Below are 24,837 nucleotides of genomic sequence, written 5' to 3'. Positions count from 1 at the left end.
GCTTCGGGTGACGGCGCGATAGTCCGGGGAGGCCAATCGCCGGACGAGGACCGCCATGTCGCCTGCTGACAACCCTTGCATCATCGCGGTGGCGATCACCGGATCGCTGCCCACCAAGGAGAACAACCCGGCGGTTCCGATCACGGTCGCCGAGCAGGTGGAAAGCACGCATGAGGCTTTCGAGGCGGGAGCCTCCATTGCGCATTGCCATGTGCGCGACGACGCCGGCAAGCCGACCTCCGACCCCGAGCGCTTCGCACGGCTGAAGGACGGCATCGAGCGGCATTGCCCCGGCATGATCGTGCAGCTCTCCACGGGAGGCCGCTCCGGCGCCGGGCGCGAGCGGGGCGGCATGCTGCCGCTGCGGCCCGACATGGCTTCGCTCGCCGTCGGATCCAACAACTTTCCCACGCGCGTGTATGAGAACCCGCCGGACCTGGTGGACTGGCTCGCCTCCGAGATGCTGGCCCACGACGTGAAGCCCGAGATCGAGGCCTTCGATCTAAGCCATGTCGTGCAGGCCACCCGGATGCAGGCGGACGGCCGGATCAAAGGTCCGCTCTACGTACAGTTCGTGATGGGGGTGAAGAACGCCATGCCGGCGGACGAGCGCATCCTCGACATCTACATCGAGACCTTGCGGCGGCTGGCGCCCGACGCCCTGTGGTGCGCGGCCGGGATCGGCGCGAACCAGCTTGTTCTCAACGAATGGGCGATCGCGCGCGGCGGCCATACGCGCACAGGCCTCGAGGACAACGTCCGCCTCGATCGCGAGCGCCTGGCGCCGTCGAACGCCGCGCTTGTGCGTCGCGCCGTAGACATCTGCGAGCGGCATGGCCGCCCTGTCGCGAGCTGGCGGCAGGCGCGCGAGATCCTGGGACTGCGCGCGCCGGCTTGACGCGCCTTCAGCTGCCCTGGCGCGTTTTGAGCGCAGGGATGAACATGTCCGACCATGCAGCCGGCTTGGTCTTGATCGAGCCGGCGAGGTGCATGAAGTCGGCGAACTGCATGACGCCGTTCGGGGTGGCCGAGAACTGCGTGTCGGGGTCCTCGAGCATCTGCAGGACCTCGTCGGCGTCGACCTTCACCTTCGAGCTGCGGACGAAGATCTCGGCCGCCTTGCGCTTGTCGGCCGCGATCAGCGCATTGGCGTCGTCGAGGGCGTCCAAAAAGGCCTGCGTCATCTTGGGGTTCTGGTCGACGAACTTCTTCGGCGAGAAGGTCACGTCCAGGGTGATGCGGCCGACATAGTCCACCGAGTTCGCGACGCGGTGGATGTTCGGGTTCTTCAGCTCGAGGTACTGGAACGGCGGCGAGGTGAAGTGGCAGGTGATCTCGGTCTTGCCGCCCGTCAGCGCCACGAGGCCGTCCGGATGGGCGAGGCCCACCGTCATGGGGTCGAGCTTGGCGAAGTTCTCGCGGCCGAACTCCTTGGCGACCATCATCTGCAGCACGACGGCGGCGAGCGAGGTCTTGATGCCCGGGATCGCGATCTTGTCGGCCGAGGTGATGTCCTTCAGCGACTTGATGCCCGGCTTGTTGGTGTTGAGGTAGAGCGAGGTCGCGCTCATGCCGGACACGCCGACGACCTCGGCGCTCGGGATGCCCTTGGCCTTGGACCAGAGCGTGATGAACCCCGGCGCGCCGATGCCGGCGAAATCCAGCGAGCCCGTCATCATGGCGTCGTTGATGACGTTGCCGCCATCGAGCGTCAGCCACTCCACCTTCACGGCCCCGAGGCCGGCCTTTTCGGCGCGCGCCTCGAGCAGCTTCTGGTCCTGCATGACGATCAGCGGCAGGTACAGGATGCCGAAGCCCTTCGAGATGCGAACCTGGCTGACCTCCGCGGCGGCGGGGGCGACGCCGGTCAGGGCGGCTGCCCCGATGGCTAGCGCGGCCAGAACGGTCCTTCTGCAAGCGTTCTTCATTGCTTCCTCCTTGGTGCGGCGCTTGGCGCGCTCAGTTCTGCATGCCCCACTTCAGCACCGTCCGGCGCTCCAGCGTGCGGAAGATGAGGTTCTCGACCACGAGGCCGATCACGATCACGGTCAGCAAGCCGGCGAACACGGCCGGGATATCGAGCAGGTTGCGGTTCTCGAAAATGTACCAGCCGAGCCCGCCCTGGCCGGAGGACACGCCGAACACCAGCTCGGCGGCGATCAGCGTACGCCACGCGAAGGCCCAGCCGATCTTGAGGCCCGTGAGGATGGACGGGAAGGCTGCCGGGATCAGGATGCGGAACACGTATGCGAGGCCGCGCAGGCCGTAGTTTCGGCCCACCATGCGCATGGTCTGCGACACCGACCGGAAGCCCGAATGGGTGTTCAGCGCCACCGCCCACAGCACCGAGTGGATGAGAATGAAGACGAGGCTGCCATTGCCGAGTCCGAACCAGATCAGCGCGAGCGGGAGCAGGGCGATGGCGGGCAGGGGGCTGAACATCGCCGTCATTGTCTCGAGAAAATCGGTGCCCACGCGCGTGTTGATGGCCGCGATGGTGAGGATGGCGGCGAGCAGCACGCCCGCGACGTAGCCCATCAGCAGCACCTTGATGGACGACCAGGCGCGCATCGGCAGCACGCCGCTCATGACGCCGTCGCGCATCGACTCGAAAGTCTCCGACAAAGTGGGAAACAGCAGCGGGTTCTGCAGCGCCCGGCCATAGATCTCCCAGATCACGCCGAGCAGCACCAAGAGCAGCGCCTTGCGGACGAAGCCGCTGTCCCACAGCGTTTCCAGGAGGCCGAGCTTGCGCTCGACTTCGCCGAGATGGTCGCCGGCGCCAGACTGGTCGCGCATCGTGATGCGGGCGGCGCCGATCATGCTGTCGGGGGCGGGCGGGGGCGTGGTCGCGGTGGTGGGCGCGGTCGTGGTCATGGGGGTCACTCCGCGTGGGCCGCTTCGTCGGCGAACAGCAATTCGTGAATCTTCTTTTCCAGCTGGCCGGCCGTGCCGTCCGTTGGGGACACCTTGTCGACGTCGACGACCTCGGCCTTCACGCGGCCGGGATGCGGCGACAGCAGCAGGATGCGGTTGCCGATCTTGATCGCCTCCGCGATCGAGTGTGTGACGAACAGCACCGTGAACTTGGTGTCTTCCCACAGCTGCAGCAGCTCGTCCTGGCAGGTCCGGCGCGTGAGCGCGTCGAGCGCCGCGAAGGGCTCGTCCATCAGCAGAATGTCGGGCTCCATCGCCATGCCGCGCGCGATGGCGACGCGCTGCTTCATGCCGCCCGATAGCGTGTGCGGGTAGCTGTCCACCGCGCGGGTGAGGTTCACCTTCTCGAGCGCGTGCCGAGCCTTCTCCTCGGCCTCCTTGCGGCCAAGGCGGCGGGCGACCTGGAGCGGGAACATGACGTTCTCGAGCACCGTGCGCCACGGCAGCAACTGGTCGAATTCCTGAAACACCATCATGCGATCGGCGCCGGGCTCCGTCACCTTCCGGCCCTTGATCGTGATGGAGCCTTCACTGGGCGTGAGGTATCCGCCCACCGCTTTCAGAAGCGTGGACTTGCCGCAGCCGGACGGGCCGAGCAGAACAAAGCGGTCGGAGCGGTTCACCGAGAAGCTGACGCGCTCGGTGGCGGTCACGAGGACGCCGGGGGTCTTGTAGCGCAGCGTCACGCCGCTCACGTCGAGCAACGGCTGCGCTGGGGTGGGCGCGTTCATGGATCCTCCCGGACGACGGTTGTTTGGCGCAGAGCGCGCTTTTCAGCCTTGATAGCCACTCGCCGCCGCGAAGGCGAGACAGCGCGGCCCGCTCAGTCCCGATCCGGCGCGCCGAGCGGAAAGTAGCCGCGGAAGGGACGCGCCTCCTCGACGCAGCGCGCGAAGCTCGGCCTGCCCAGCAGGCGCGCCCGGTAGTCGCGCAAGCGCCCGTAGCGGTCCGAGATCGGGTGCACCCAGTCGGCGTAGAACAGCGCCGGGGCGGCGGCGCAATCCGCCAGCGTGAATGCGTCGCCGGCGGCCCAGGCGTCGCCCCGCAACGCGTCATTCAGCCATGCGTAGGCGACATCCAGCTTGCGCCGCGACTCCTCCAGCGTTTCGTCGAGGCGCGCGGGCTCGGGCCGGAGAGCCTCGGCGACGGGCTTCTGCATCGGCGTCATGACGTGATTATCGAACACCCGGTCCAGGAAGCGCACCCGCAATGCGGCTTGAGGGTCGGCCGGGATGAGCCGCGTGGGTCCGGGATGGCGCTTGTCCAGATGCTCGATGATTGCGGTGGACTCGGCCACCGTCTCGCCATGGTCGACCAGCACCGGGAACTTGCCGAAGGGCCAGAGCGCCCGCATTTCGGCGCCGGCGGCGGGGTCTTCGAGCGAGCGGTATTCGAACGGAACGCCGCTCTCGTAAAGCGCCGTCAGGACCTTCTGGCAATAGGACGAAAACGGGTGGGCATAGAGCGTGAGCGCCATGGCGGTCTCCGGCGGGGGCGTCCAGACGTCAACACGTAGCAGGCGCGCCCGCGATCCAGAAGTCTTCCGCGAGTGGCGCGCCCGCTCAGCCCGCGCTAACGTCATATTTCCACGCCGGACCCACCCACATGCTGCAGTTGTCACCCCGCCAGAACGAAATCGTGATGCTGGCGCGGACGCGCGGGCGGGTCAGCGTCGAGGATCTGGCGCTGCGCTACGAGGTCAGCCCGCAGACGATCCGCAAGGATCTGAACGACCTGTGCGAGCAGCGCATCCTGTCGCGCGTGCATGGCGGGGCGGTGGTGGCGTCCAGCGTCGAGAACCTGGCGTACGAAGCGCGCCGCTTTATCGCCCACGACGAGAAGGTCGCCATCGGGCGAGCAGCGGCCGCGATGATCCCTGACAATTCCTCGCTGTTCATCAACATCGGCACCACGACCGAGGAAGTCGCGCGCCAGCTGCAGAACCACGCCGGGCTGCTGGTGATCACCAACAATCTTCACGTGGCGACGCTGCTGTATCCGCACCCCAAGATCGAGGTGATCGTGGCGGGCGGGCCGGTGCGCCGGTCGGACGGGGGCGTCGTCGGGTCGGCGGCGATCGACCTGATCGGGCAGTTCAAGGTGGATTACGCGGTGATTGGCACCTCCGCGATCGACCCCGAGGGGGCCTTGCTGGACTTCGACTACCGAGAGGTTCGTGTTTCACGCGCAATTATGGAAAATGCGCGCAAAGTGATGCTCGTTGCCGACTCGCTGAAGTTCGAACGGTCCGCACCGGTGCGGATCGGGCATCTCCGGGACGTGGACGTGTTCGTGACAGACCGGATCCCGGAGGATTCTCTTCGCGATCTGTGCAGCCGCGAAGCCATCCAGCTCATCGAAACCCTGACGGAGTCGCCGGAAGGGGCCTCTGACGCGCTCGACTGATTTTCGCTTTCGGTTTCGTTTTGTCGTTGCACGCAACAGGATCAATCCCTAGGCTACAAGCAACGATCGAGAAGCTGATTGCGGGAGGCCAGCGCGTGACCGTCGAAACGTTCGACCTCGCCATCATTGGCGGTGGCGTCAACGGGACCGGGATCGCGCGGGACGCAGCCGGACGGGGCGCTTCGGTCGTTCTCTTCGAGCAGCATGATCTCGCCAGCGCCACCTCCTCCGCCTCCACCAAGCTGATCCATGGCGGCCTGCGCTACCTCGAATACTACGAGTTCCGGCTGGTGCGCGAGGCCCTGGCCGAACGCGAGGTCGTGTGGGGAATAGCGCCCCACATCGTTTGGCCGCTGCGCTTCGTGCTGCCCCATCATGCGGGGCTGCGGCCCTCCTGGCTGCTGCGGCTCGGCCTGTTCCTGTATGACACGATTGGCGGCCGCAAGCTGCTGCCGGCGACCCGCACGCTTGACCTGGCGCGCGATCCGGCCGGCAAGCCGCTGAAGCCTGAATTCGCCCGCGCGTTCGAGTATTCGGACTGCTGGGTGGAGGATGCGCGCCTCGTGGTGCTGAACGCCAAGGACGCGGCCGAGCGCGGCGCCTCGATCCAGACCCGCACCAAGGTCCTCTCGGCCGTGCGCGAAGACGGGCTCTGGCGCGTCGAGACGCAGTCGGCCTCGGGGGAACGCAGCACCACCCGGGCCCGCGTGCTCGTCAACGCGGCCGGGCCGTGGGTGGCGGAGGTCGCCAACGCGACGCTCGGGTCCAGCGCGCCCGCGGCCGTGCGGCTCGTCCAGGGCAGCCACATCGTGGTGCGCAAGCTGTTCGAGGGCGAGCAGTGCTACATCTTCCAGAACGCCGACAACCGCATCATCTTCGCGATCCCGTATGAGCGCGACTTCACGCTGATCGGCACCACCGACAAGGATTTCCAGGGCGATCCGACAAACGTCCAGGCCAGCCCGGACGAGATCCGCTACCTGTGCGAGGCCGCCAGCGAATACTTCAAGGCCCCGGTGGCCGTAGACGACGTGGTGTGGACCTATTCGGGAGTCCGCCCGCTCTATGACGACGGGGCGTCCAAGGCCCAGGAAGCGACGCGCGACTACGTGCTGACGCTGGACGCGCCAGAGGGTTCGCCGCCGTTGCTGTCCGTGTTCGGCGGCAAGATCACGACGTTCCGGCGCCTCGCCGAGTCGGCGCTGGCCAAGCTCGAAGGCCACCTGCCGGCGGCTGCCAAGCCGTCCTGGACCGGCGGCTCGCCTCTGCCGGGCGGCGACTTCTCGCGCGTCGGTTTCACCGCGCTGGTGGACGAAACGCGCAAGCGGCATCCGTGGCTGGACGCCGGGCTGGCGCGGCGCCTCGTGCGCGCCTACGGCACGCGGGCCGAGCGGATCCTGGCGGGCGCGAATGCTCCGGCGGATCTCGGCCGCGTCTTCGGGGCTGACCTGACGGAGCGCGAAGTGCGCTACCTGATGGACGAGGAATGGGCGGTGGACCCCGCCGACATTCTTTGGCGACGCAGCAAGCTCGGGCTGCGACTCGACAAGGCGCAGCAGGCCGAACTCGGCGCCTTCATGGCCGAGCGCAGCGGCGCCTTGACCGGAACGCCCAGGAGGGCCGCCGCGCCATGAGCATCGTTCTCGAAGGCGTCGGCAAGGATGTCGGAGGCGAGACCCATCTCGACGGGATCTCGATGGCCCTCGAGAACGGCTCGCTCAACGTGCTGCTCGGCGCCACGCTGGCGGGCAAAACCTCCCTGATGCGGCTCATGGCCGGCCTCGATGCGCCCACGCGTGGGCGCATCCTGGTGGATGGCGTGGACGTGACCGGCCAGCCCGTGCAACGCCGCAACGTCGCGATGGTCTACCAGCAGTTCATCAACTACCCGTCCATGACGGTGTACGAGAACATCGCATCGCCCTTGCGCGTTTCCGGCCGGGGCGCGGAGGTGGACGCCAAGGTGCGGCGGGCGGCGGCGTTGCTGAAGCTGGAGCCATACCTGACGCGCAAGCCGCTGGAGCTCTCCGGCGGCCAGCAGCAGCGCACCGCGATCGCGCGCGCGCTGGTGAAGGACGCCGGTCTCGTGCTGCTGGACGAGCCATTGGCCAATCTGGACTACAAGCTGCGGGAAGAGCTGCGCGAGGAGCTGCCGCGCATCTTCGCCGAGTCGGGCGCGGTGTTCGTCTACGCCACCACGGAACCCTCCGAGGCGCTGCTCCTGGGCGGCAGCACCGCGACGCTGCACCAGGGCCGGGTGACCCAGTTCGGGCCGACGCCCGAGGTGTATCGCCGCCCGCAGGATCTCGTCACCGCGCAGGTGTTCTCCGACCCACCGCTGAACGTCGTCTCGGCCCGCAAGGCGGCGGGGCAGGTGACGCTGGAAGGCGGAGCGCCGATCCCGGCCGCAGGCGTGTTCGCGTCCGCCCCGGATGGCGACTACGCGGTCGGGTTCCGGGCGCATCACTTGTCGCTCGAACCCGCTGGCGAGCGCCCGATCGCGCTGCCCGCGACCGTCTCGGTGGTCGAGATCACCGGGTCGGAGAGCTACGTGCATCTCGAAGCCGGGCAGAACCGATTTGTCGCCCTCGTGCCCGGCGTGCGCCGGCTCGATCCGGGATCGCTTCTCACCGTCTACCTGGAGCCGCGCCGGCTCTATCTGTTCGACCGGGCTGGCCGCGCCGTCGCGGCTGACGTCGCGCTGGCCGCGTGAGGAGCACCGCATGGCCCGCATCACGCTTGACCATCTCGCGCACAGCTACCACTCCAATCCGCAGGGTCCGCAGGACTTCGCCCTCAAGGAGATGAACCACGTCTGGCGCCAGGGCGGCGCCTACGCGCTGCTGGGCCCATCCGGTTGCGGCAAGACCACGCTGCTGAACATCATCTCCGGCCTCGTCGTGCCCACGCGCGGACGCATCCTGTTCGACGATCGCGACGTCAGCACGCTGCCCACGGAGGCGCGCAACATCGCCCAGGTGTTCCAGTTCCCGGTGGTCTACGACACCATGACGGTGCGCGAGAACCTCGCTTTTCCACTGAAGAACCGGGGCGTCGACACCCAGACAATCCGCTCGCGGGTCGACGAGATCGCCGGGCTGCTCGACCTCACCCGTTCGCTCGACCAGAACGCGAGCGGCCTGACGGCGGACGCCAAGCAGAAGATCTCGCTCGGACGCGGCCTCGTGCGGCCGGACGTCAACGCCATCTTGTTCGACGAACCGCTGACGGTGATCGATCCGCACCTGAAATGGCGGCTCCGCTCGACCCTCAAGGAACTGCACCGCAAGCTCGACCTGACGATGATCTACGTCACGCACGACCAGACCGAAGCGTTGACCTTCGCGGACACCGTGGTGGTGATGCATGACGGCGCGGTGGTGCAGACCGGGACGCCGGACGAACTGTTCGAGCGGCCGGAGCACGTTTTTGTCGGCCACTTCATCGGATCGCCGGGCATGAACGTCCTGCCCTGCCAGGTGGATGGCGCGACCGCATTTGTGGACGGGGTCGGCGTGGCGCTCGGGCGCGGTTATCCGAACCTTTCGAAAACAGGGCGCATCGAGCTCGGGGTCCGGCCCGAATTCGCGGTGCTGGAGGCCCATGGCGACGGACTGCCGGTGCGCATCACGCGCATCGACGACCTGGGCCGGACCCGCATCGCGCGCGTGATGCTGGGCGACCGCCCGATGGCCGCCACGGTGGGCGAGGATTCGGCGTTCGACTCCGATCGCGCCGTGCTGCGGCTCGATCCGGCCCGCATTCACATCTATGCGGATGGCCGTCGGGTTGACGGGGAAGGGGCGGCGGCATGATCAAGCCCGTCAACCAGAAGGCCTGGTTCCTGGTCGCGCCCGTACTGCTGATCGTCGCCTTCTCGGCCGTGATCCCGCTGATGACGGTGGTCAACTACTCGGTCCAGGACACGTTCGGAAACAACCAGTTCTTCTGGAACGGCGTTGGCTGGTTCTCCGAACTGCTGGACCGCAGCACCGACCTGGGCGGACGCTTTTTCGACTCGCTTGGCCGCAACCTCCTGTTCTCGGCCATCATCCTCGCAATCGAGGTGCCGCTCGGCATCGTGATCGCGCTGTCAATGCCGCGCGAGGGATGGCGCGTCGCCGCCACGCTGGTGCTGATGGCGCTGCCGCTGCTGATCCCGTGGAACGTGGTCGGCACGATCTGGCAGATCTTCGCCCGCGGCGACATCGGGCTGCTTGGCGCCGCCGTGAACGCGCTTGGGGTCGACTACAACTATGTCTCAAATCCGTTGCACGCCTGGATCACCATCGTGACCATGGACGTTTGGCACTGGACGTCGCTCGTGGCGCTGCTGTGCTATGCGGGGCTGAAGTCGATCCCGGACGCCTATTACCAGGCGGCGCGGATCGATGGGGCGTCGCGCTGGGCGGTGTTTCGCACCATCCAGCTGCCCAAGATGCAGCGCGTGCTGCTGATCGCCGTGCTGCTGCGCTTCATGGACAGCTTCATGATCTACACCGAGCCCTTCGTTGTCACGGGCGGCGGCCCGGGCAACTCCACGACGTTCCTGTCGATCGAACTCGTGAAGCTCGCGCTCGGCCAGTTCGATCTCGGAAAGGCGGCGGCTCTCTCCATCGTCTACAACCTGATCATCCTCGCGGTGTGCTGGGTGTTCTACACCGTGATGACGAAGGCCGACGCCAAAGCGGGAGCGGCATGATGCGCGGCGGCCGGGCCATCATTCTTCTCTACCTGCTCTTCCTGATGCTGCCGATCTACTGGCTCATCAACATGAGCTTCAAGACCAACACTGAAATCACAAGTGTGATGACGCTTTGGCCGCACACCCTGACGTTCGACAACTACAAGAAAATCTTCACGGACCCGAGCTGGTACAACGGCTACATCAATTCTCTGAAATACGTGATCCTGAACACGATCCTGTCGGTCGGCTTCGCGCTGCCGGCCGCCTATGCGTTCTCTCGCTACCGGTTCCTGGGCGACAAGCACCTGTTTTTCTGGCTGCTGTCGAACCGCATGGCGCCGCCGGCCGTGTTCGCGTTGCCGTTCTTCAACCTGTATTCGGCGATCGGCCTGTTTGACACGCCATGGGCGGTCGCGCTGGCGCACTGCCTGTTTAATGTTCCCCTGGCCGTCTGGATTCTCGAGGGCTTCATGTCGGGCGTGCCACGCGAGATCGACGAAACGGCCGCCATCGACGGCTACTCGTTTCCGCGCTTCTTCCTCAAGATCTTCACGCCGTTGATCGCCAGCGGCATCGGGGTCGCGGCGTTCTTCTGCTTCATGTTCTCGTGGGTGGAGCTGTTGCTGGCGCGGACGCTGACCTCCGTGAACGCCAAGCCGATCGCCGCCACGATGACCCGCACGGTGTCGGCGGCGGGCATGGACTGGGGCGTGCTGGCTGCGGCCGGCGTGCTGACCCTGATCCCGGGCGCGCTCGTGATCTGGTTCGTCCGCAACTACATCGCCAAGGGCTTCGCCCTCGGGAGGGTCTGATGGATCTCGCCTGGATGGCCTGGACCTGGCAGACGGGCCTGTTCTTTATCGGCATCGCGGCCGCGTTGGCGCTGATGACCACGCTGGCGGCGGTGCGGCCGGAACGGCCTCGCGTTGGCGTGCTGTCCCTCTCGACCACGCGTGGCGATCGCCTGTTCATCACGCTGCTTGGCAGCGCCTTCATCCACCTGGCCTGGCTCGGCATCGTCGGCCCGGATGTCTGGTGGGCGTCGGCCATTTCGCTTTTCTACGCAGCGGCCGTTTTCCGCTGGGTCTGAGTTTCGGCGTCTCGCCCAAGACCGCCCGAAGGCGGCGCACGACAACGACAATGCAGATGGAGGAAACCAGATGAGCAAGCGCAGCAAAAGCGTTTGGATTGCGGGGGCGAGCCTGTTCGCCCTGACGCTCGGGGCCGGCTCGGCCATGGCGGGCATCGACGAGGCCCGCAAATGGATCGACCAGGAATTCCAGCCTTCGACGCTGACGAAGGATCAGCAACTGAAGGAGATGGAGTGGTTCATCAACGCCGCGAAGCCGTTCGCCGGCATGGAGATCAACGTCGTCTCCGAGACGATCACCACGCATGAATACGAGGCGAAGACCCTCGCCAAGGCCTTCAGTGAGATTACCGGCATCAAGCTCACGCACGACCTCATCCAGGAGGGCGACGTCGTCGAGAAGATCCAGACGCAGATGCAGTCCGGCAAGAACATCTATGATGGCTGGATCAATGACTCCGACCTGATTGGAACGCATTTCCGCTACAAGCAGGCTGTCAATCTGACAGACTGGATGGCCGGAGAAGGCAAGGACGTCACGAACCCGAACCTGGACGTCGACGATTTCATCGGCAAGTCCTTTGGCACAGGCCCGGACGGCAAGCTTTACCAGCTGCCCGTACAGCAGTTCGCGAACCTTTACTGGTTCCGCTACGACTGGTTCCAGCGCCCCGACTTCAAGGAGAAGTTCAAGGCCAAATATGGCTACGAGCTGGGCGTGCCGGTGAACTGGTCCGCCTACGAGGACATCGCCGAGTTCTTCACCAACGACATCAAGGAAGTCGATGGCGTGAAGGTGTTCGGCAACATGGACTACGGCAAGAAGGACCCGTCGCTCGGCTGGCGGTTCACGGACGCCTGGCTGTCCATGGCCGGCAACGGCGACAAGGGCATCCCGAACGGATTGCCGGTCGACGAATGGGGCATCCGCATGGAAGGCTGCCGTCCGGTGGGCTCGTCCATCGATCGCGGCGGCGACACCAATGGACCGGCGGCCGTTTACTCGATCACGAAATACATCGAGTGGCTGAAAAAGTACGCGCCGCCGCAGGCGCAAGGCATGACCTTCGGCGAGGCCGGCCCGGTCCCGGCCCAGGGCAATATCGCCCAGCAGATGTTCTGGTACACGGCTTTCACGGCCGACATGGTGAAGCCCGGCCTGCCGGTGATGAACCAGGACGGCACGCCGAAGTGGCGCATGGCGCCTTCTCCCAAGGGCGCCTACTGGAAGGACGGCATGAAGCTCGGCTACCAGGACGCCGGCTCGGCCACGCTCCTGAAGTCGACCCCGGTCGACCGTCGCAAGGCGGCCTGGCTCTACCTCCAGTTCATCACGGCCAAGACCGTGAGCCTGAAGAAGAGCCATGTCGGCCTCACCTTCATCCGTGAGAGCGACATCTGGGACAAGAGCTTCACCGAGCGGGCGCCCAAGCTCGGCGGCCTGATCGAGTTCTACCGCTCGCCGGCGCGCGTGCAGTGGACCCCGACCGGCAACAACGTGCCTGACTACCCGAAGCTCGCGCAGCTCTGGTGGCAGAACATCGGCGACGCCTCGTCGGGCGCGAAGACCCCGCAACAGGCCATGGATGCGCTTGCGGCGGCCCAGGACGCCGTGATGGAGCGCATCGAGCGGTCGGGCGTGCAGGGCGAATGCGGTCCGAAGCTGAACCCGAAGACCTCGGCCGAGGAGTGGTACGCGAAGGCCGAGAAGGCCGGCACGATCGCGCCGCAGCGCAAGCTGGCGAACGAGAAGCCGAAGGGTGAGACGATCGACTACGACACTCTGATCAAGAGCTGGCCGGCCACGCCGCCCAAGAAGGGCTGACGGCGATCTCCAGGGCCGGCCCTCCGGGGCCGGTCCTCCGTTTCGCCATAAGAGGCCGCGGCGGCGTCTCCGGACGCCTCGCGGCCTTCACGTTGATCATCGCCGTCCTGGCTTTCACAGCCCGTGGCGTGCGTCGACGCACAGTGCGGCTGGCGCCGGGAGCGCAGCTTTCGCCTTCGAGCGGCCGGCCATCCCGCAGGCCGCAGTTCGGAGATTGCCATGACGCTTCGTCAGTTCATCATCGAGCGCGACATTCCCGCAGTCGGCACGATGGGCCGTGAGCAGCTTCAGCAGGCCGCCGGGAAATCCAACGACGTGCTCCGCCAGCTTGCCCCCGATATTCAATGGGTCGAGAGCTTCGTGACCGACGACAAGCTGTTTTGCGTCTACCTCGCGGACGATCCGGCGACGATCCGCAAGCACGCGGAGATCAGCGGGTTCCCGGCCACCAAGATCACCGAAGTCCGCAAGCGCATCGATCCGATGACGGCGGCTCGCTGACTGGGCGAAAGTGGCGCGGCGGCTATTCCCGCCGCGTCAGGTGATGCGGCCGCGCGCCGCCACCGGCAACTCGCCGACGATCTCGGCGCCGCGCACCGCCACGAGGCGGTCCACCATGTTGACCACCACGCAGACATGGTTGGGGACGATCCGCACGACGTCGCCGACGCTCGGCCGGTCGTTGCAGGCGCGCAGGTCCAGGAACCCGTGCTCCTCGGCGAATTGCGCGATGCGGGCCTCGGGGTGCTCCAGGATGAGCCCATGGCCATCCAGCCCGCCGCCGGTGTCGCTGGTGAGCGTCTTGGAGCCAGAATCAAGGATTCCGCGCTCCGGGCCGGCTCGGCTCACCACGGTGGCGTAGACCGTGAGGGCGCAATCCTCCAGCGAGGCCATGCCGGCGCGCATCATCATGCGGTCGTTGAACACGCAGGTGCCGGCGCGGTGCTCGGTGACGCCCGTGACCTTGCCCAGATTGGCGAGGTTGGGCGTGCCGCCCGACGAGATCACGCGCGCCTCCAGCCCGTGCGCGCGCAGGCCGGCGAGCGCCTCGTCAAGGAAGGCTTGCGTCTCGGCCATGCGGTTCTCCGGCGGATAGAGCATCAACCCCGCGAAGGAGAGCCCCGGGCGGCTGGCGATGTCGCGCGCGAGCGCGACCGCCTCGGCGGGCGTCTCCACGCCGGCGCGCTTGCGGCCGGTGTCGCACTCCACCATCACTTCCAGGTCACGCCCCCCGATGCGGGCCGCTTCCGGCAGGCCGGCCACGACGGTCGGGTTGTCGGCCGCCACCCGCATGCGCGTCGTCTGGACCAGATGGCCGAGACGGCCCATCTTCTCCTCGCCGAGCAGGTTGTAGGTGATGAAAATGTCGTCGAAGCCGGCCTGCGCCATCACCTCGGCCTCGCCGATCTTCTGGCAGGTGATGCCCTGCGCGCCCGCGTCGCGCTGCAGGCCGGCGATCACCGGGCTCTTGTGCGTCTTGATATGAGGGCGGTTGGCGACGCCGGCCGCCTCGCACATCTCCTGCACGCGCGCGATGTTGCGCTCGACCACGTCGAGGTCGATCACCACGGCGGGCGTGCCGAAGCGGCGCGCCACTTCGGTTTTGAGAGTCGCGATACCGGCGTCCGCCATGGCGCTCGTCCTCAGTTGCGAATGAGCAGGATGGCCTCGATCTCGACCGCCATGCGGTTCGGGAGCGAGCCCATGCCGACGGCCGAGCGGGCGTGGCGCCCGGCCTCGCCCAGCACCTCGACGAGAAGATCCGAGCAGCCGTTGATCACCTTGGGGTGGTCGCCAAAATCAGGCTCGGCATTGACCATGCCGAGCAGCTTCACGACCGCTTCGATGCGCGAGAGCTCGCCCAGCGCCTGCTTGGCGACGGCCAGCATGTTGAGCGTGGTCAGCCGCGCTTCGGCGTAGCCATCCTCGATCGTCATGTCGCGGCCGAGCCGCCCGGCCTTGTAGGTTCCGTCCGTCCGCTTCGGGCCCTGGCCCGAGAGGTAGAGCAGGTTGCCTGCCCAGCGGAACGGCACGTAGTTGGCCACCGGCACGGGCGCGCTCGGCAGCGTGAGGCCGAGGGAGGCGAGTTTCTCTTCGGGGGTCATGCGGGGCTCCAGTCAGATGCTTGTTCGCGTTCAAGGTGGGTTTCAGGCGATCGAAGCGTCTCCCAGCCCTCATCCTGAGGAGCAGACCCACCTGGGTCTGCGTCTCGAAGGACGAGGGATCCAGATTGCCTCAAACGGATCGCCTTCTGGAGTCCCTCGTCCTTCGAGACACATCGCCAAGGGGCGATGTTCCTCAGGATGAGGGGCTTAGAAGCATGGAACCGCCGTTGCGACGGCGCTACCCTTCGTGCCAGAGCTTGCCGGCGATGACGACCCCCTTGGCGAGCAGGCGCTGCTCGCCGCGCAGCGTCTCGCCGGTGGAGTCCACATAGTCGTGCGCGCCGTGGTCGAGCGACAGGATGGAGGCGTCGCCGGCCGAGCCGGGCTTGAAGGTCCCGAGATCGGGGCGCTGCAGGGCGGCGGCGGCGTTCTCCGTCGCGCCCTTGATCACGGCCGGCAGGTCGACGCCGAGGCACAGGAATTTCGACAGCGTGGTGAGCAGGTCGAAGGCCGGGCCGTCGATGCACAACGCGTGGACGTCGCTCGAGATGGTGTCCGGCATGAAGCCGTTGGCCAGCATCACGCGCGCGGTCTTGAATGAGAACGACCCCATGCCGTGGCCGATGTCGAACAGGACGCCGCGCTCGCGCGCCTCCAGCACGGCCGGCAGCACCTTGCCGTCGCCGGTGGCGGGCGTGTTGGGGAAGGGGCGGAAGCAATGCGTGAGGATGTCGCCCGGGCGCATCAGCGCGAGCACGTCCTCCAGCGTGGGCGGCGGCACGTCGATGTGCACCATCATGGGCATGCGGATGCGGTCGGCGACCTGCCGGGCGATCTGCAGCGGCACGAGCCCGGAATTGCCCGACGCGTTCATCCCGACCCGCACCTTGATGCCCGCCAGGGTGTCGCGGTTCGCCTCCGCGACCTCCACGGCGTCGATCGGAGCCATCAGGCGCAGGTCGCCGCTCTCGCCCACCATGATGCGCTTGGAGAAGCCGTAGATGCCCGCGAAGGACACGTTGAGATAGGCGATGATGCGCATCGGCGCGGGCTTGATCACATGCTCCAGGAAGCCCGGATAGTTGCCCGGCCCGGCGCTGCCGGTGTCGATCAGCGTTGTCGCGCCGCCGCGCGCCAGGATCAGCGGGTCGACGCCCAGCGACGTGCCGCCCCAATACACATGCGTGTGCAGGTCGATCAGGCCGGGCGTGACGATGCGGCCCGTCGCGTCGACGCGCTGGGCGGCCCGCGCTGCGAGTCCGTCGCCGACGGCCGCGACTTTGCCGCCCGAGAAGGCGACATCCGTGATGCGGTCGATCGACTGGGACGGGTCGATCACCCGGCCGCCGCTGACGACGAGTTCGTAATCCATGGCCTCAAACCTTTGTCGCGCGCCGCAGCGCAAGCGGAAAAAAGTTACATTGGAGGCGCCAGTGTGGTCAATCTCTCCCTGCTTGCACAACGGCTAAACATTGTTTGCGCTGCAACATCGCGCGAAAGGCGTTGACAGGCTGAAATTCAGCTTAATAAAGTTACATCCATTCGGGAGCACGCTGCGGGAACGGCGGGCTCCGGCTCGACGGGAGGGATGCATGACGGATTCCGGATCATTCAGCTGGGCGCCGACGCGCCGTGGCTTTGGGGCGGGCATGGGCGCTCTCGCGGCGACCCTTCTCGGGCCTCAGATCGCGTCCGCCCAGGGCGCGCAGAGCGCCAATCTGGCGATGGTGGGCGAGCCGCAGTCGCTCGACCCGATGGCGTCCACGGCCGACCTCGTCAGCATCATCATGCAGCATGTGTACGAGCCGCTGTTCACCTTCGACGCGAATGGCGCCGTTCAACCGATGCTGGCGGCCGAGATGCCCAAGATCGCGGCTGACGGCAAGCTCTACACCATCGAGCTGCGCAAGGGCGTGAAGCTGCACAACGGCCGAGACCTCGACGCCGAGGACGTGGTGGCGTCCCTGAAGCGTTGGGTCGAGATGACGCCGCGCGGCAAGGCCCTGTCCAAGAGCATTGCGTCCATCGCCGCGAAGGGTCCGAGCACGGTCGAGATCGCGCTCAACGACCTGCAGCCCGCCTTGCTGGCGCACCTGGCGTTGCCGTCCGGCTATGCGGGCATCATGGCGAAGGAGAGCATCGCCAATCCGTTGGTCGAGTTCGTCGGCACCGGTCCCTACAAGTTCCGCGAGCGCAAGCCGGACCAGTTCGTGGTGCTGACCAAGTTCGACGGCTACGTGTCGCGCTCCGAGCCGGCCAACGGCTATGCGGGCAAGAAGGAAGCGAAGATCGCGGAGCTGCGCTTCATCCCGGCGCCCAACGCCAATACGCGCGTCGAGGGCGTTGTGGCCGGCCAGTACCACTTCGCCGACCAGCTGCCGGTGGAAGCCAACAAGAAGCTCGCCTCGTCGAGCGCCGCCAAGGCGGTGCTGACCATGCCGTACGGCTTCCCGTATTTCCCCACCAACACCAAGCAGGGCCCGATGGCGGACCTCAAGGTCCGGCAGGCGTTCCAGATGGCGCTGGACGAGGAGGAGATCCTGCTCGCGGGCTTCGGCGATCCGAAGTTCTTCGCGCTGGCGCCGTCCCACTTCCCGAAGGGCTCGCCCTTCAACTCGGACGCTGGCGCGGAGCGCTACAGCAAGGCCGATGCGGCCGGGGCCAAGAAGCTGCTGGTCGAGGCCAAGTACGACGGCGCGCCCATCCGCATCCTCAACTCCAAGCAGTACGACTTCCACCATCGCATGGCGCTCGTCATGGCCGAGCAGCTCAAGGCGGCCGGCTTCACCGTCACGCTCGACGTTGTCGACTGGGCGACGCTGGTGCAGCGCCGCGGCGACCCGGCGCTGTGGGACGTCTACATCACCCACTCGGCCTTCTTCCCCGAGCCCATGCTCTCGCCGCCGCAACTCGGCGACGGCGCGCCGGGCTGGTGGAAGACCCCTGCCAAGGACGCCGCGCTGGCGGCCTTCAACGGCGAGCCGGACCCGGCCAAGCGCGGGCCGCTCTGGGCCAAGGTGCAGCAGGTCGTCTACGACGAGGTCCCGTATATCCGCGCCGGCAATTTCGGCTCGCTGGCGGGCGTCTCGTCCAAGATGAAGGGCTACACGCCGATGCCGTTCCCGGCCTTCTGGAACGTCGAGCTGAATTGAGTCAACGCGGCGGGGAGCACAGGGTTATTCCCGCTCCCTGCCGTCATCCCCGGCCGGAGCCGCCTCGCGGCGGAGGGGAAGGGGATCCAGGGGCCACGCGCGCCATCCTTGATGGACTTTAGCGTTGGCCTCTGGATCCCCTTCCCGGCGCGACGCGCCGCCGGGGATGACGGCGGACATGTGTGACCGAACCGTCGAACCATCTGGAGTTCTACACGCATGTGGCTGACGTTGGGGCGGCGGATCGGCGGGCTCATCATCGTGATGCTGCTCGTCGCCACCATGGTGTTCTTTCTGACCCGCCTGGCGCCGGGCGATCCTGCCGCCCTGATGCTGGGCGACCAGGCCACTCCCGAGGACGTCGCGCGGCTGCGCGCCGTGTACGGGCTCGACAAGCCGCTGCTGGTGCAGTTCGGGCTGTGGCTGAAGGAGGTCGCGAGCGGCAACTTGGGCCAATCCATCTTTCTGCAGCGGCCCGTCACGCAAGCGTTGGCCGAACGGGCCGAGCCGACCTTCTTCCTCACCCTGTTCTCGGTGTCGATCGCGGCGCTGATCGGCATTCCGGCTGGCGTCGCCTCGGCGGTGTGGCGGGGCAGGGCGGTGGACCAGATCGTCAGCGGCCTCGCGATGCTGGCCGCCAACGTGCCGAGCTTCTGGCTCGGGCTGATCTTGATCCAGCTCTTCGCGGTGCGGCTCGGGTGGTTCCCGGTCGCCGGCTACGGCGACCCCGGCGCGCCGCTGGCCGACAGGCTTGGCCATCTCATTCTGCCCGCCAGCGTGCTGGGCCTCGTCAACTCGGCGCTGATCACCCGCTTCACGCGCGCCAGCATGCTCGATGTGCTGAATGAGGACTACGTGCGGACGGCCCGCTCCAAGGGCGTGTCCGAGGCGCGCGTGGTGCTGCGCCACGCCTTCGGCAACGCGCTGATCCCAATCATCACCGTGGTGGGGCTCACGGCGGCGCTGCTGGTGGGCGGCGCGATCGTCACCGAGACGGTGTTCGGCCTGCCGGGCGTCGGCAATCTCGTGGTGTCGGCCGTGCTGCGCCGCGACTACCCGGTGATCCAGGGCGCGCTGATCGTGGTGGCTGCAGTCTATGTGCTCATCAACCTGGCGATTGACGTGATCTACACGCTGGTCGACCCGCGCGTGCGGACCTGAGCCGATGTCCCCGACGCTGCTGTTCTTCCGCCGCCTGTTTCGCCGCAAGCTGGTGTTGGCCGCCGCCCTCGTGCTGCTGAGCCTGCTGCTCGGCGCGCTGCTGGCCCCATGGGTGACGCCCTTCAAACCGGACGCCATGCGGCTGGCGCGCCGGCTGAAACCGCCGAGCGATGTGAACTGGCTGGGCACCGACGAATTTGGGCGCGACATCCTCTCCCGCATCATCTTTGGCGCCCGGGCGTCGCTGGGAATCGGAGCCGCCGTGGTGGCGGTCTCGATGACGATCGGGACGACGATCGGGCTCTTCGCGGGATATTTCCGCCGGCTGGACGCGCCCGTCATGCGGGTGGTGGACGCCATGATGGCGCTGCCCGACATCCTGCTCGCCATCTTCCTGGTGGCGGTGCTCGGCGCCTCGGCGTTCAACGTCGTGTTCGCACTGTCGATCGTCTACACGCCCCGCGTGGTGCGGGTGGTGCGGGCCTCCACTCTGGTGGTCCGCGAGTTGCCCTTCGTGGAGGCCGCGCGGGCGCTCGGCGTCTCGACGCGGCGCATCCTGGGCGTGCACGTCCTGCTCAACGTGGCGTCGCCCGTGCTCGTGCAAGCCACGTTCATCTTCGCCTATGCGGTGCTGGCCGAGGCGGGGCTGTCGTTTCTGGGCGCCGGCGTTCCGCCCGAGACGCCCACCTGGGGAACAATGATCGCGTCCGGCCAGCAATTCGCCGACGACGCGTTCTGGGTCGTCCTGTTTCCGGGAATCGCCATCGTGCTCGCGGCCCTGTCGCTGCAGGTGCTGGGCGACGGCCTGCGCGACATGCTCGACCCCAAGCTCAGGAAGGCGCTCTGATGACGGCGACCCACCCTGAGCCGCTGCTCGCGATCAACAATCTCGAGGTCAGCTTCCGCACCGAGGAAGGGACCGTCACGCCCGTGCGCGGGGTGACGCTGTCGGTGAACGCCGGCGAGACGCTGGCGCTCGTGGGCGAGTCCGGGTCCGGAAAATCGGTGACCAGCCTTGCCGTCATGGGCCTGCTGCCGCGTCCGGCCGGGCGCATCTCGGGCGGCAGCATCCTGTTCCGTCGCCGGGCAGGCGGGGCGATCGACCTCGCGCAGGCGTCGGCCTCCGAGGTGCGGCGGCTGCGCGGCGCCGAGATCGCGATGATCTTTCAGGAGCCGATGACGAGCCTCAACCCGGTGCTCACCGTCGGCGAGCAGATCGCCGAGTCGGTGCGCCTCCATCGCGGCCTTGGCCAAGGCGACGCTATGAGGCGGGCGCGCGAAATGCTGGACCTCGTCGAGATCCCGGATGCGGGCAGGCGCGTGCACGACTACCCGCACCAGATGTCGGGCGGCATGCGCCAGCGCGTCATGATCGCGCTCGCAATGGCGTGCGACCCGGCCCTGTTGATCGCGGACGAACCCACCACGGCGCTCGATGTCACCATCCAGGCGCAGATCCTGGCGCTGATCGAGCGGCTCAGGCGCGAGATGGGCATGGGGGTGCTGTTCATCACGCACAATCTCGGCGTTGTCGCCGAAGTCGCCGACCGCGTGGCCGTGATGTACGCGGGCGAGGTGGTGGAAAGCGCGCCGGTGCGGCCGCTGTTTCATGCGCCGCGGCATCCCTACACGCGCGCGCTGCTGGACTGCCTGCCCGCCCGCGCGGCGCGGGGCGCGGATGGCCGACGCGTGGTGCGCTCCATTCCGGGCACGGTGAGCCGGGTCGCGGAAGGATGCGGCTTTGCGCCCCGCTGCGAATTCGTGCGCGATTCATGCCGGGTCGGCGCCATTCCGCTGGAAAGCGAGCCCGACCGGGTCGTGCGCTGCCTGCGCTGGAGGGAGATCGCGTGAGCGGGGCGTTGCTGGAGGTTCGGGGCCTCACCAAGCATTTCGGCGGCGGCGCTCATCCGGTGCGCGCCGTCGAGGATGTCAGCTTTGCGATCCAGCCCGGCGAAGTGCTGGGCCTGGTCGGCGAATCCGGCTCCGGCAAGAGCACGATCGGCCGGCTGATCCTGCGCCTGCTCGATCCAACCGCCGGCTCCGTCCGATTTGGCGGCGACGAGATCGCCACCGCGCCGGAGCGCAAGCTGAAGGCGCTGCGGCGCCGCGCCCAGATGGTGTTCCAGGACCCGTTCGCGAGCCTGAACCCGCGCCTGCGGGTGCGCGACATCATCGGCGAGGCGCTGGACGCGCATGGGCTGGCGCGCGGCCGGCGCACGGAGCGCATCGGCGAGCTGATGGAGACTGTGGGCCTGCCGGCCGCGCACATGACCCGCTACCCGCACGAGTTCTCGGGCGGGCAGCGGCAGCGCATTGGCATCGCGCGCGCGCTCGCGGTGGAGCCGGAGCTGATCGTCGCCGACGAGCCCGTGTCGGCGCTCGACGTCAGCGTGCAGGCGCAGGTGCTCAACCTCATGCAGGACCTGCGCGCCCGCTTCGGGCTCGCGATGCTGTTCATCTCGCATGACCTCGACGTCGTGGAGCTCATGTGCGACCGCATCGCGGTGCTCTATCTCGGGCGCGTGATGGAGATCGGGCCGGCCGAGATCGTCACGGCGCGACCGCGCCATCCCTACACGCAGGCCTTGCTGGCGGCGTCGCCCAAGGCGGACCCGGACGCGCCCAAGCTGTCGCGCACGCTGAAGGGCGACATCCCGTCGCCGATGGCGCCGCCGTCCGGCTGCGTGTTCCGGACACGGTGCCCCTACGCCATGCCGGCCTGCGCCGAGGTCGTGCCGCCGCTGCGCGACGCCGGCGACGGCCGGGCTTATGCGTGCATCCTCGACAGCTTGCCGTCCCGGCCAGAGGTCGCATGAGCGGCCGGCCGGAGGCGCTCGACCTCGCCCAGGCGGACCAGAACGCCCCCGACATCCTGCGCGCCATCCGGCTCGGGCTCGGCGGCATGTCGGAAGGCCAACAGCGTATCGGCCGGATGATCCTGGACGATCCCCATTGGGCGGTGCAGACCAACGTGGAGGATCTGGCGACGCGCGCGGGCGTGAGCGCGCCCACGATCGTGCGCTTCGCCCGCGCGGTCGGGTGCGACGGGCTCAAGGATTTCAAGCTCAAGCTTGCGGGCGCGCTGGCGCTCGGGACGCCGTTTCTCCATCGCGGCGTGGCGGCCGGCGACAGCACCGGCGACGTGGTGCGCAACGTTGTCGGCAGCCTCACGTCGGTGCTGGCCGAGTGGCAGCGCCGGCTCGACCCGGCCGAGGTGGAGCGCGCCGCCGCCGCCATCGACGCCGCCCGGCGGGTGGACTGCTACGGCACGGGCGCGACGTCCAACTTCCTCGCGCAGGACCTGCAGGCGCGGCTGTTTCGGCTGGGGCTGGTCACCAACGCGTTTTCGGACGCGCATTTCCAGCTTGTCGGCGCGGCCACCATGGAGCCCGGCGACGTGCTGTTCGCGATCTCGTTCGTGGGCCGCATGCCGGCGCTGCTGGAGGCCGTCCAGCTCGGGCGGTCCCGCGGCGCCACCGTGATCGCGCTGACGCGCACGCATACGCCGCTCGCCGACCTCGCCGACATCGTGCTCAGCACGGACGTGCCGCGCGACGCCACCATGCGGGTCGGCACCGAGGCCTATGTGGTCCAACTGCTGATCATCGAGATCGTGATGGTGATGGTGGGGCTGAAGCGCGGTCCGGCCGTGAACGCCCGGCTCAAGACGATCCACGAGGTGCTGCAGACGCACGGCGTCGACAACGACGATCCGTCGTTGATGCATTGGGGCAGCCGCCCGTTGGGCGACGACGAGTAGGTCGTCAGATCGTCTTCAGCCGCAACAGGAACTGCCCGACGAGTTCGGAGATGTCGGCGGCCGCCCTGTCGACCTGACGCGAGGCGGCGTCGAGGTCGCGCGACCGTTCGGCCACTTCGCCGATGGCGGTGCGCGAGCGCTTGGCGGAGGACAGGCCGGCGCCGGCCTGCTCGGCCACCGCGCGCGCGGCGGCGGCGATCTGGGCGGTGGCGATCGACTGGTCCGAGACCGTGGCCGAGATGGCGGAGGACGACTGGTCGAGGCTCGCGATGGTCGCCGAAATGGCCTCGACGGAGCCTACGCAGGCCGAGGCGGCGTCCTGCACGGCGGCGATCTGCCCGGCGATGTCGTCGGTCGCACGGGCCGTCTGGCTGGCGAGCACCTTGACCTCGCCGGCCACGACGCCGAAGCCGCGGCCGGCCGCGCCGGCGCGGGCGGCCTCGATGGTGGCGTTCAGGGCGAGGAGATTGGTCTTGGTGGCGATCTCCTGGATCAGCGTCACGATGGAGCCGATGCGCGCCGTCGCATCCGCAAGCTTGTTGATGCCGTTGGCGACCGAGCGGGTGTGATCCACGGCCGCGCTGGTGATCTGGCGCGAGCGCCGCGCCTCGGAGCTCACCTGCTCGAGCGCCCGGGCGAACTCCTCGGTCATGCGCGCCGCGCTCGCGATCCGGGTGGCGCACTCCTGCGATGCTTCCTCGGCCAGCGTGGCTTCCTGGCCGGCGAGCCAGCCGCCTTCGGCGCTTTCGCCGGCGGCGTTGCGCAGCGATCCTGCGGCTTCGTGGAGACCCGTCGCCAGGCCGGCGATCTCGTGCTGCATGGCCGCCGCAGCCTGGTCGAGCTGGCCCTTGCGGGCCGAAAGGCTCCAGCGTCCGGCGCGCTGGTGGCAGACGGTGGCGGCGAGAGCGTCGCTGAACAACAGCGCCGAAACGGCCTCGCTTTCACGCACGGCGCGCCACGGCGTGAAGCGGTTGCGACGCCTGATTTCGGCATGCAGGGCCGGCAGCACGCGTACAACTGTGCCCAGCCGGGTGCGGGCGCCGAGCGCATCCGCGTGCCGAGCCGCCGTGGCGTGGTTAAGGGCCGCCGCATAGGCGTCGCCGAGGTCGCCCGAGAACAGAACCTCGAAATGCCGAAGTTCCTCCGCGACCATCTCGTCGCGAAAAGTCTTCACGGTGTCCCGCATGTCCGGAACGGACTGCTCGAGATGGTCGCAATAGGCGTGAACCGCGCCCGGGACGGCGGCGAGCACGATGTCGCGCAACGCCCTCGTCGTCGCCTTGGCGCTCTCGGTCACCCCTGACACGCTCAGAAGCCGCTGCAGGGCAGGCAGCGTAACCGGATTGGTCTGCTGCGGAAGCGAAGACGTGATGACCGGGGACACTGCAACACCGTGGCGGGGGAACTCACGCCCGGATGGTTACAGAGGATCAATAATAAAAGGTTCCGCGCTTTTACTGTCGTCAATTGACGTCTTTACTGGACCGTCATGCTTGTCCAGGCGTGCAATCGCCTGCGTGGCCGCCTCGCGCGGGCAGCCGCGACCCGTCCCAAAAACACGCCGTCTGTTCGCAAACGAACGACTCGGGTCGGGCCTGGATAAGGGCTTTCGCGATTCCCGCGCGGGCTCGCAACAGAGTTCGCCGAGTGTTCTCGGACCGGCGTCGGACGCCTTCATGTTCGGTTAACCATGCGGGATTTGGGCCTGAAACCG

24 protein-coding genes are annotated in these 24,837 nt (G+C 67.6%); 16 read left to right on the top strand and 8 right to left on the bottom strand.

The annotated features are described in order from the left end of the window. Positions 1–55 precede the first annotated feature (55 nt). Positions 56–898, top strand: a complete 843-nt coding sequence (locus tag IEV99_RS19550; protein WP_188519382.1) for a 3-oxoadipate:acetyl-CoA acetyltransferase — start codon at positions 56–58, stop codon at positions 896–898. 7 nt (positions 899–905) lie between these two features. On the opposite strand, the gene IEV99_RS19545 is transcribed toward IEV99_RS19550, so the two are convergent. The 4 genes from IEV99_RS19545 to IEV99_RS19530 form a co-directional block, all read right to left on the bottom strand. Continuing rightward, the gene (locus tag IEV99_RS19545; RefSeq protein WP_188519381.1) at positions 906–1,928 is read right to left on the bottom strand and encodes an ABC transporter substrate-binding protein; all 1,023 of its coding nucleotides are present in this window, start codon (positions 1,926–1,928) and stop codon (positions 906–908) included. Positions 1,929–1,959: 31 nt separating this feature from the next. Next, a complete protein-coding gene (locus IEV99_RS19540; RefSeq protein ID WP_188519753.1) occupies positions 1,960–2,823 on the bottom strand; it encodes an ABC transporter permease in 864 nt (287 codons plus the stop codon). 59 nt (positions 2,824–2,882) lie between these two features. After that, positions 2,883–3,668 carry an ABC transporter ATP-binding protein gene (locus IEV99_RS19535; protein ID WP_188519380.1) on the bottom strand — a complete coding sequence of 262 codons (786 nt, stop codon included), beginning with the start codon at positions 3,666–3,668 and terminating at the stop codon, positions 2,883–2,885. Between the two features lie 92 nt (positions 3,669–3,760). Next, complete coding sequence (locus tag IEV99_RS19530; protein WP_188519379.1) at positions 3,761–4,414, bottom strand: glutathione S-transferase family protein; 654 nt, start codon at positions 4,412–4,414, stop codon at positions 3,761–3,763. A gap of 128 nt (positions 4,415–4,542) precedes the next feature. On the opposite strand from IEV99_RS19530, the gene IEV99_RS19525 reads away from it, so the two are divergent. The 9 genes from IEV99_RS19525 (at position 4,543) to IEV99_RS19485 (ending at position 13,446) form a co-directional block, all read left to right on the top strand. Next, positions 4,543–5,343, top strand: a complete 801-nt coding sequence (locus IEV99_RS19525) for a DeoR/GlpR family DNA-binding transcription regulator (protein WP_188519378.1) — start codon at positions 4,543–4,545, stop codon at positions 5,341–5,343. A 95-nt stretch (positions 5,344–5,438) separates the two neighbouring features. Continuing rightward, positions 5,439–6,977, top strand: a complete 1,539-nt coding sequence (glpD, locus tag IEV99_RS19520) for a glycerol-3-phosphate dehydrogenase (protein ID WP_210318679.1) — start codon at positions 5,439–5,441, stop codon at positions 6,975–6,977. Beyond that, positions 6,974–8,056 (top strand): ABC transporter ATP-binding protein, encoded by a 1,083-nt coding sequence (locus IEV99_RS19515; protein WP_188519377.1) that lies wholly within the window; start codon positions 6,974–6,976, stop codon positions 8,054–8,056. The genes glpD and IEV99_RS19515 overlap by 4 nt, the downstream gene beginning before the upstream one ends. A 10-nt stretch (positions 8,057–8,066) precedes the next feature. Then, positions 8,067–9,158, top strand: coding sequence for an ABC transporter ATP-binding protein (locus IEV99_RS19510; protein WP_188519376.1), 1,092 nt, complete (start codon positions 8,067–8,069; stop codon positions 9,156–9,158). Continuing rightward, positions 9,155–10,045 carry a carbohydrate ABC transporter permease gene (locus IEV99_RS19505; protein WP_188519375.1) on the top strand — a complete coding sequence of 297 codons (891 nt, stop codon included), beginning with the start codon at positions 9,155–9,157 and terminating at the stop codon, positions 10,043–10,045. Before IEV99_RS19510 ends, IEV99_RS19505 begins: the two co-directional genes overlap by 4 nt. Further along, on the top strand, positions 10,045–10,842 hold the full coding sequence (locus tag IEV99_RS19500; protein ID WP_371875803.1) for a carbohydrate ABC transporter permease: 798 nt from the start codon (positions 10,045–10,047) through the stop codon (positions 10,840–10,842). Before IEV99_RS19505 ends, IEV99_RS19500 begins: the two co-directional genes overlap by 1 nt. Continuing rightward, positions 10,842–11,120 carry a DUF2160 domain-containing protein gene (locus IEV99_RS19495; RefSeq protein ID WP_188519373.1) on the top strand — a complete coding sequence of 93 codons (279 nt, stop codon included), beginning with the start codon at positions 10,842–10,844 and terminating at the stop codon, positions 11,118–11,120. The genes IEV99_RS19500 and IEV99_RS19495 overlap by 1 nt, the downstream gene beginning before the upstream one ends. Before the next feature lie 145 nt (positions 11,121–11,265). Next, a complete protein-coding gene (locus tag IEV99_RS19490; RefSeq protein ID WP_244643990.1) occupies positions 11,266–12,945 on the top strand; it encodes an ABC transporter substrate-binding protein in 1,680 nt (559 codons plus the stop codon). A 219-nt stretch (positions 12,946–13,164) separates the two neighbouring features. Continuing rightward, positions 13,165–13,446, top strand: a complete 282-nt coding sequence (locus IEV99_RS19485; RefSeq protein WP_188519371.1) for a DUF4242 domain-containing protein — start codon at positions 13,165–13,167, stop codon at positions 13,444–13,446. Positions 13,447–13,482: 36 nt separating this feature from the next. Here the strand turns inward: IEV99_RS19485 and IEV99_RS19480 are convergent, their stop codons facing one another. From IEV99_RS19480 to IEV99_RS19470, 3 genes are all read right to left on the bottom strand, one after another. Next, positions 13,483–14,577 carry a D-TA family PLP-dependent enzyme gene (locus tag IEV99_RS19480; protein ID WP_188519370.1) on the bottom strand — a complete coding sequence of 365 codons (1,095 nt, stop codon included), beginning with the start codon at positions 14,575–14,577 and terminating at the stop codon, positions 13,483–13,485. An 11-nt stretch (positions 14,578–14,588) separates the two neighbouring features. Next, complete coding sequence (locus IEV99_RS19475; RefSeq protein WP_188519369.1) at positions 14,589–15,050, bottom strand: RidA family protein; 462 nt, start codon at positions 15,048–15,050, stop codon at positions 14,589–14,591. Between the two features lie 238 nt (positions 15,051–15,288). Then, complete coding sequence (locus tag IEV99_RS19470) at positions 15,289–16,422, bottom strand: amidohydrolase/deacetylase family metallohydrolase (RefSeq protein WP_188519368.1); 1,134 nt, start codon at positions 16,420–16,422, stop codon at positions 15,289–15,291. A 220-nt stretch (positions 16,423–16,642) separates the two neighbouring features. Between IEV99_RS19470 and IEV99_RS19465 the strand changes: the two genes are divergently transcribed. The 6 genes from IEV99_RS19465 (at position 16,643) to IEV99_RS19440 (ending at position 23,123) form a co-directional block, all read left to right on the top strand. Further along, on the top strand, positions 16,643–18,202 hold the full coding sequence (locus IEV99_RS19465; protein ID WP_188519367.1) for an ABC transporter substrate-binding protein: 1,560 nt from the start codon (positions 16,643–16,645) through the stop codon (positions 18,200–18,202). A 219-nt stretch (positions 18,203–18,421) separates the two neighbouring features. Next, complete coding sequence (locus IEV99_RS19460) at positions 18,422–19,363, top strand: ABC transporter permease (protein WP_188519366.1); 942 nt, start codon at positions 18,422–18,424, stop codon at positions 19,361–19,363. A gap of 4 nt (positions 19,364–19,367) precedes the next feature. Further along, the gene (locus IEV99_RS19455) at positions 19,368–20,210 is read left to right on the top strand and encodes an ABC transporter permease (RefSeq protein WP_188519365.1); all 843 of its coding nucleotides are present in this window, start codon (positions 19,368–19,370) and stop codon (positions 20,208–20,210) included. Beyond that, on the top strand, positions 20,210–21,214 hold the full coding sequence (locus tag IEV99_RS19450) for an ABC transporter ATP-binding protein (RefSeq protein WP_188519364.1): 1,005 nt from the start codon (positions 20,210–20,212) through the stop codon (positions 21,212–21,214). The genes IEV99_RS19455 and IEV99_RS19450 overlap by 1 nt, the downstream gene beginning before the upstream one ends. Next, positions 21,211–22,179, top strand: coding sequence for an ABC transporter ATP-binding protein (locus IEV99_RS19445; protein WP_244643938.1), 969 nt, complete (start codon positions 21,211–21,213; stop codon positions 22,177–22,179). The genes IEV99_RS19450 and IEV99_RS19445 overlap by 4 nt, the downstream gene beginning before the upstream one ends. Continuing rightward, the gene (locus IEV99_RS19440; RefSeq protein ID WP_188519362.1) at positions 22,176–23,123 is read left to right on the top strand and encodes a MurR/RpiR family transcriptional regulator; all 948 of its coding nucleotides are present in this window, start codon (positions 22,176–22,178) and stop codon (positions 23,121–23,123) included. The genes IEV99_RS19445 and IEV99_RS19440 overlap by 4 nt, the downstream gene beginning before the upstream one ends. A 4-nt stretch (positions 23,124–23,127) precedes the next feature. On the opposite strand, the gene IEV99_RS23885 is transcribed toward IEV99_RS19440, so the two are convergent. Further along, positions 23,128–24,507 carry a methyl-accepting chemotaxis protein gene (locus IEV99_RS23885; RefSeq protein ID WP_188519361.1) on the bottom strand — a complete coding sequence of 460 codons (1,380 nt, stop codon included), beginning with the start codon at positions 24,505–24,507 and terminating at the stop codon, positions 23,128–23,130. Positions 24,508–24,837 lie beyond the last annotated feature (330 nt).

The sequence above is a fragment of the Alsobacter metallidurans genome (genome assembly GCF_014636935.1).
Classification (GTDB): Bacteria; Pseudomonadota; Alphaproteobacteria; order Rhizobiales; family Beijerinckiaceae; genus Alsobacter; species Alsobacter metallidurans.
Note: the sequence above shows the minus strand (reverse complement) of the source record. Positions and strands in the feature narration are given on the sequence as shown.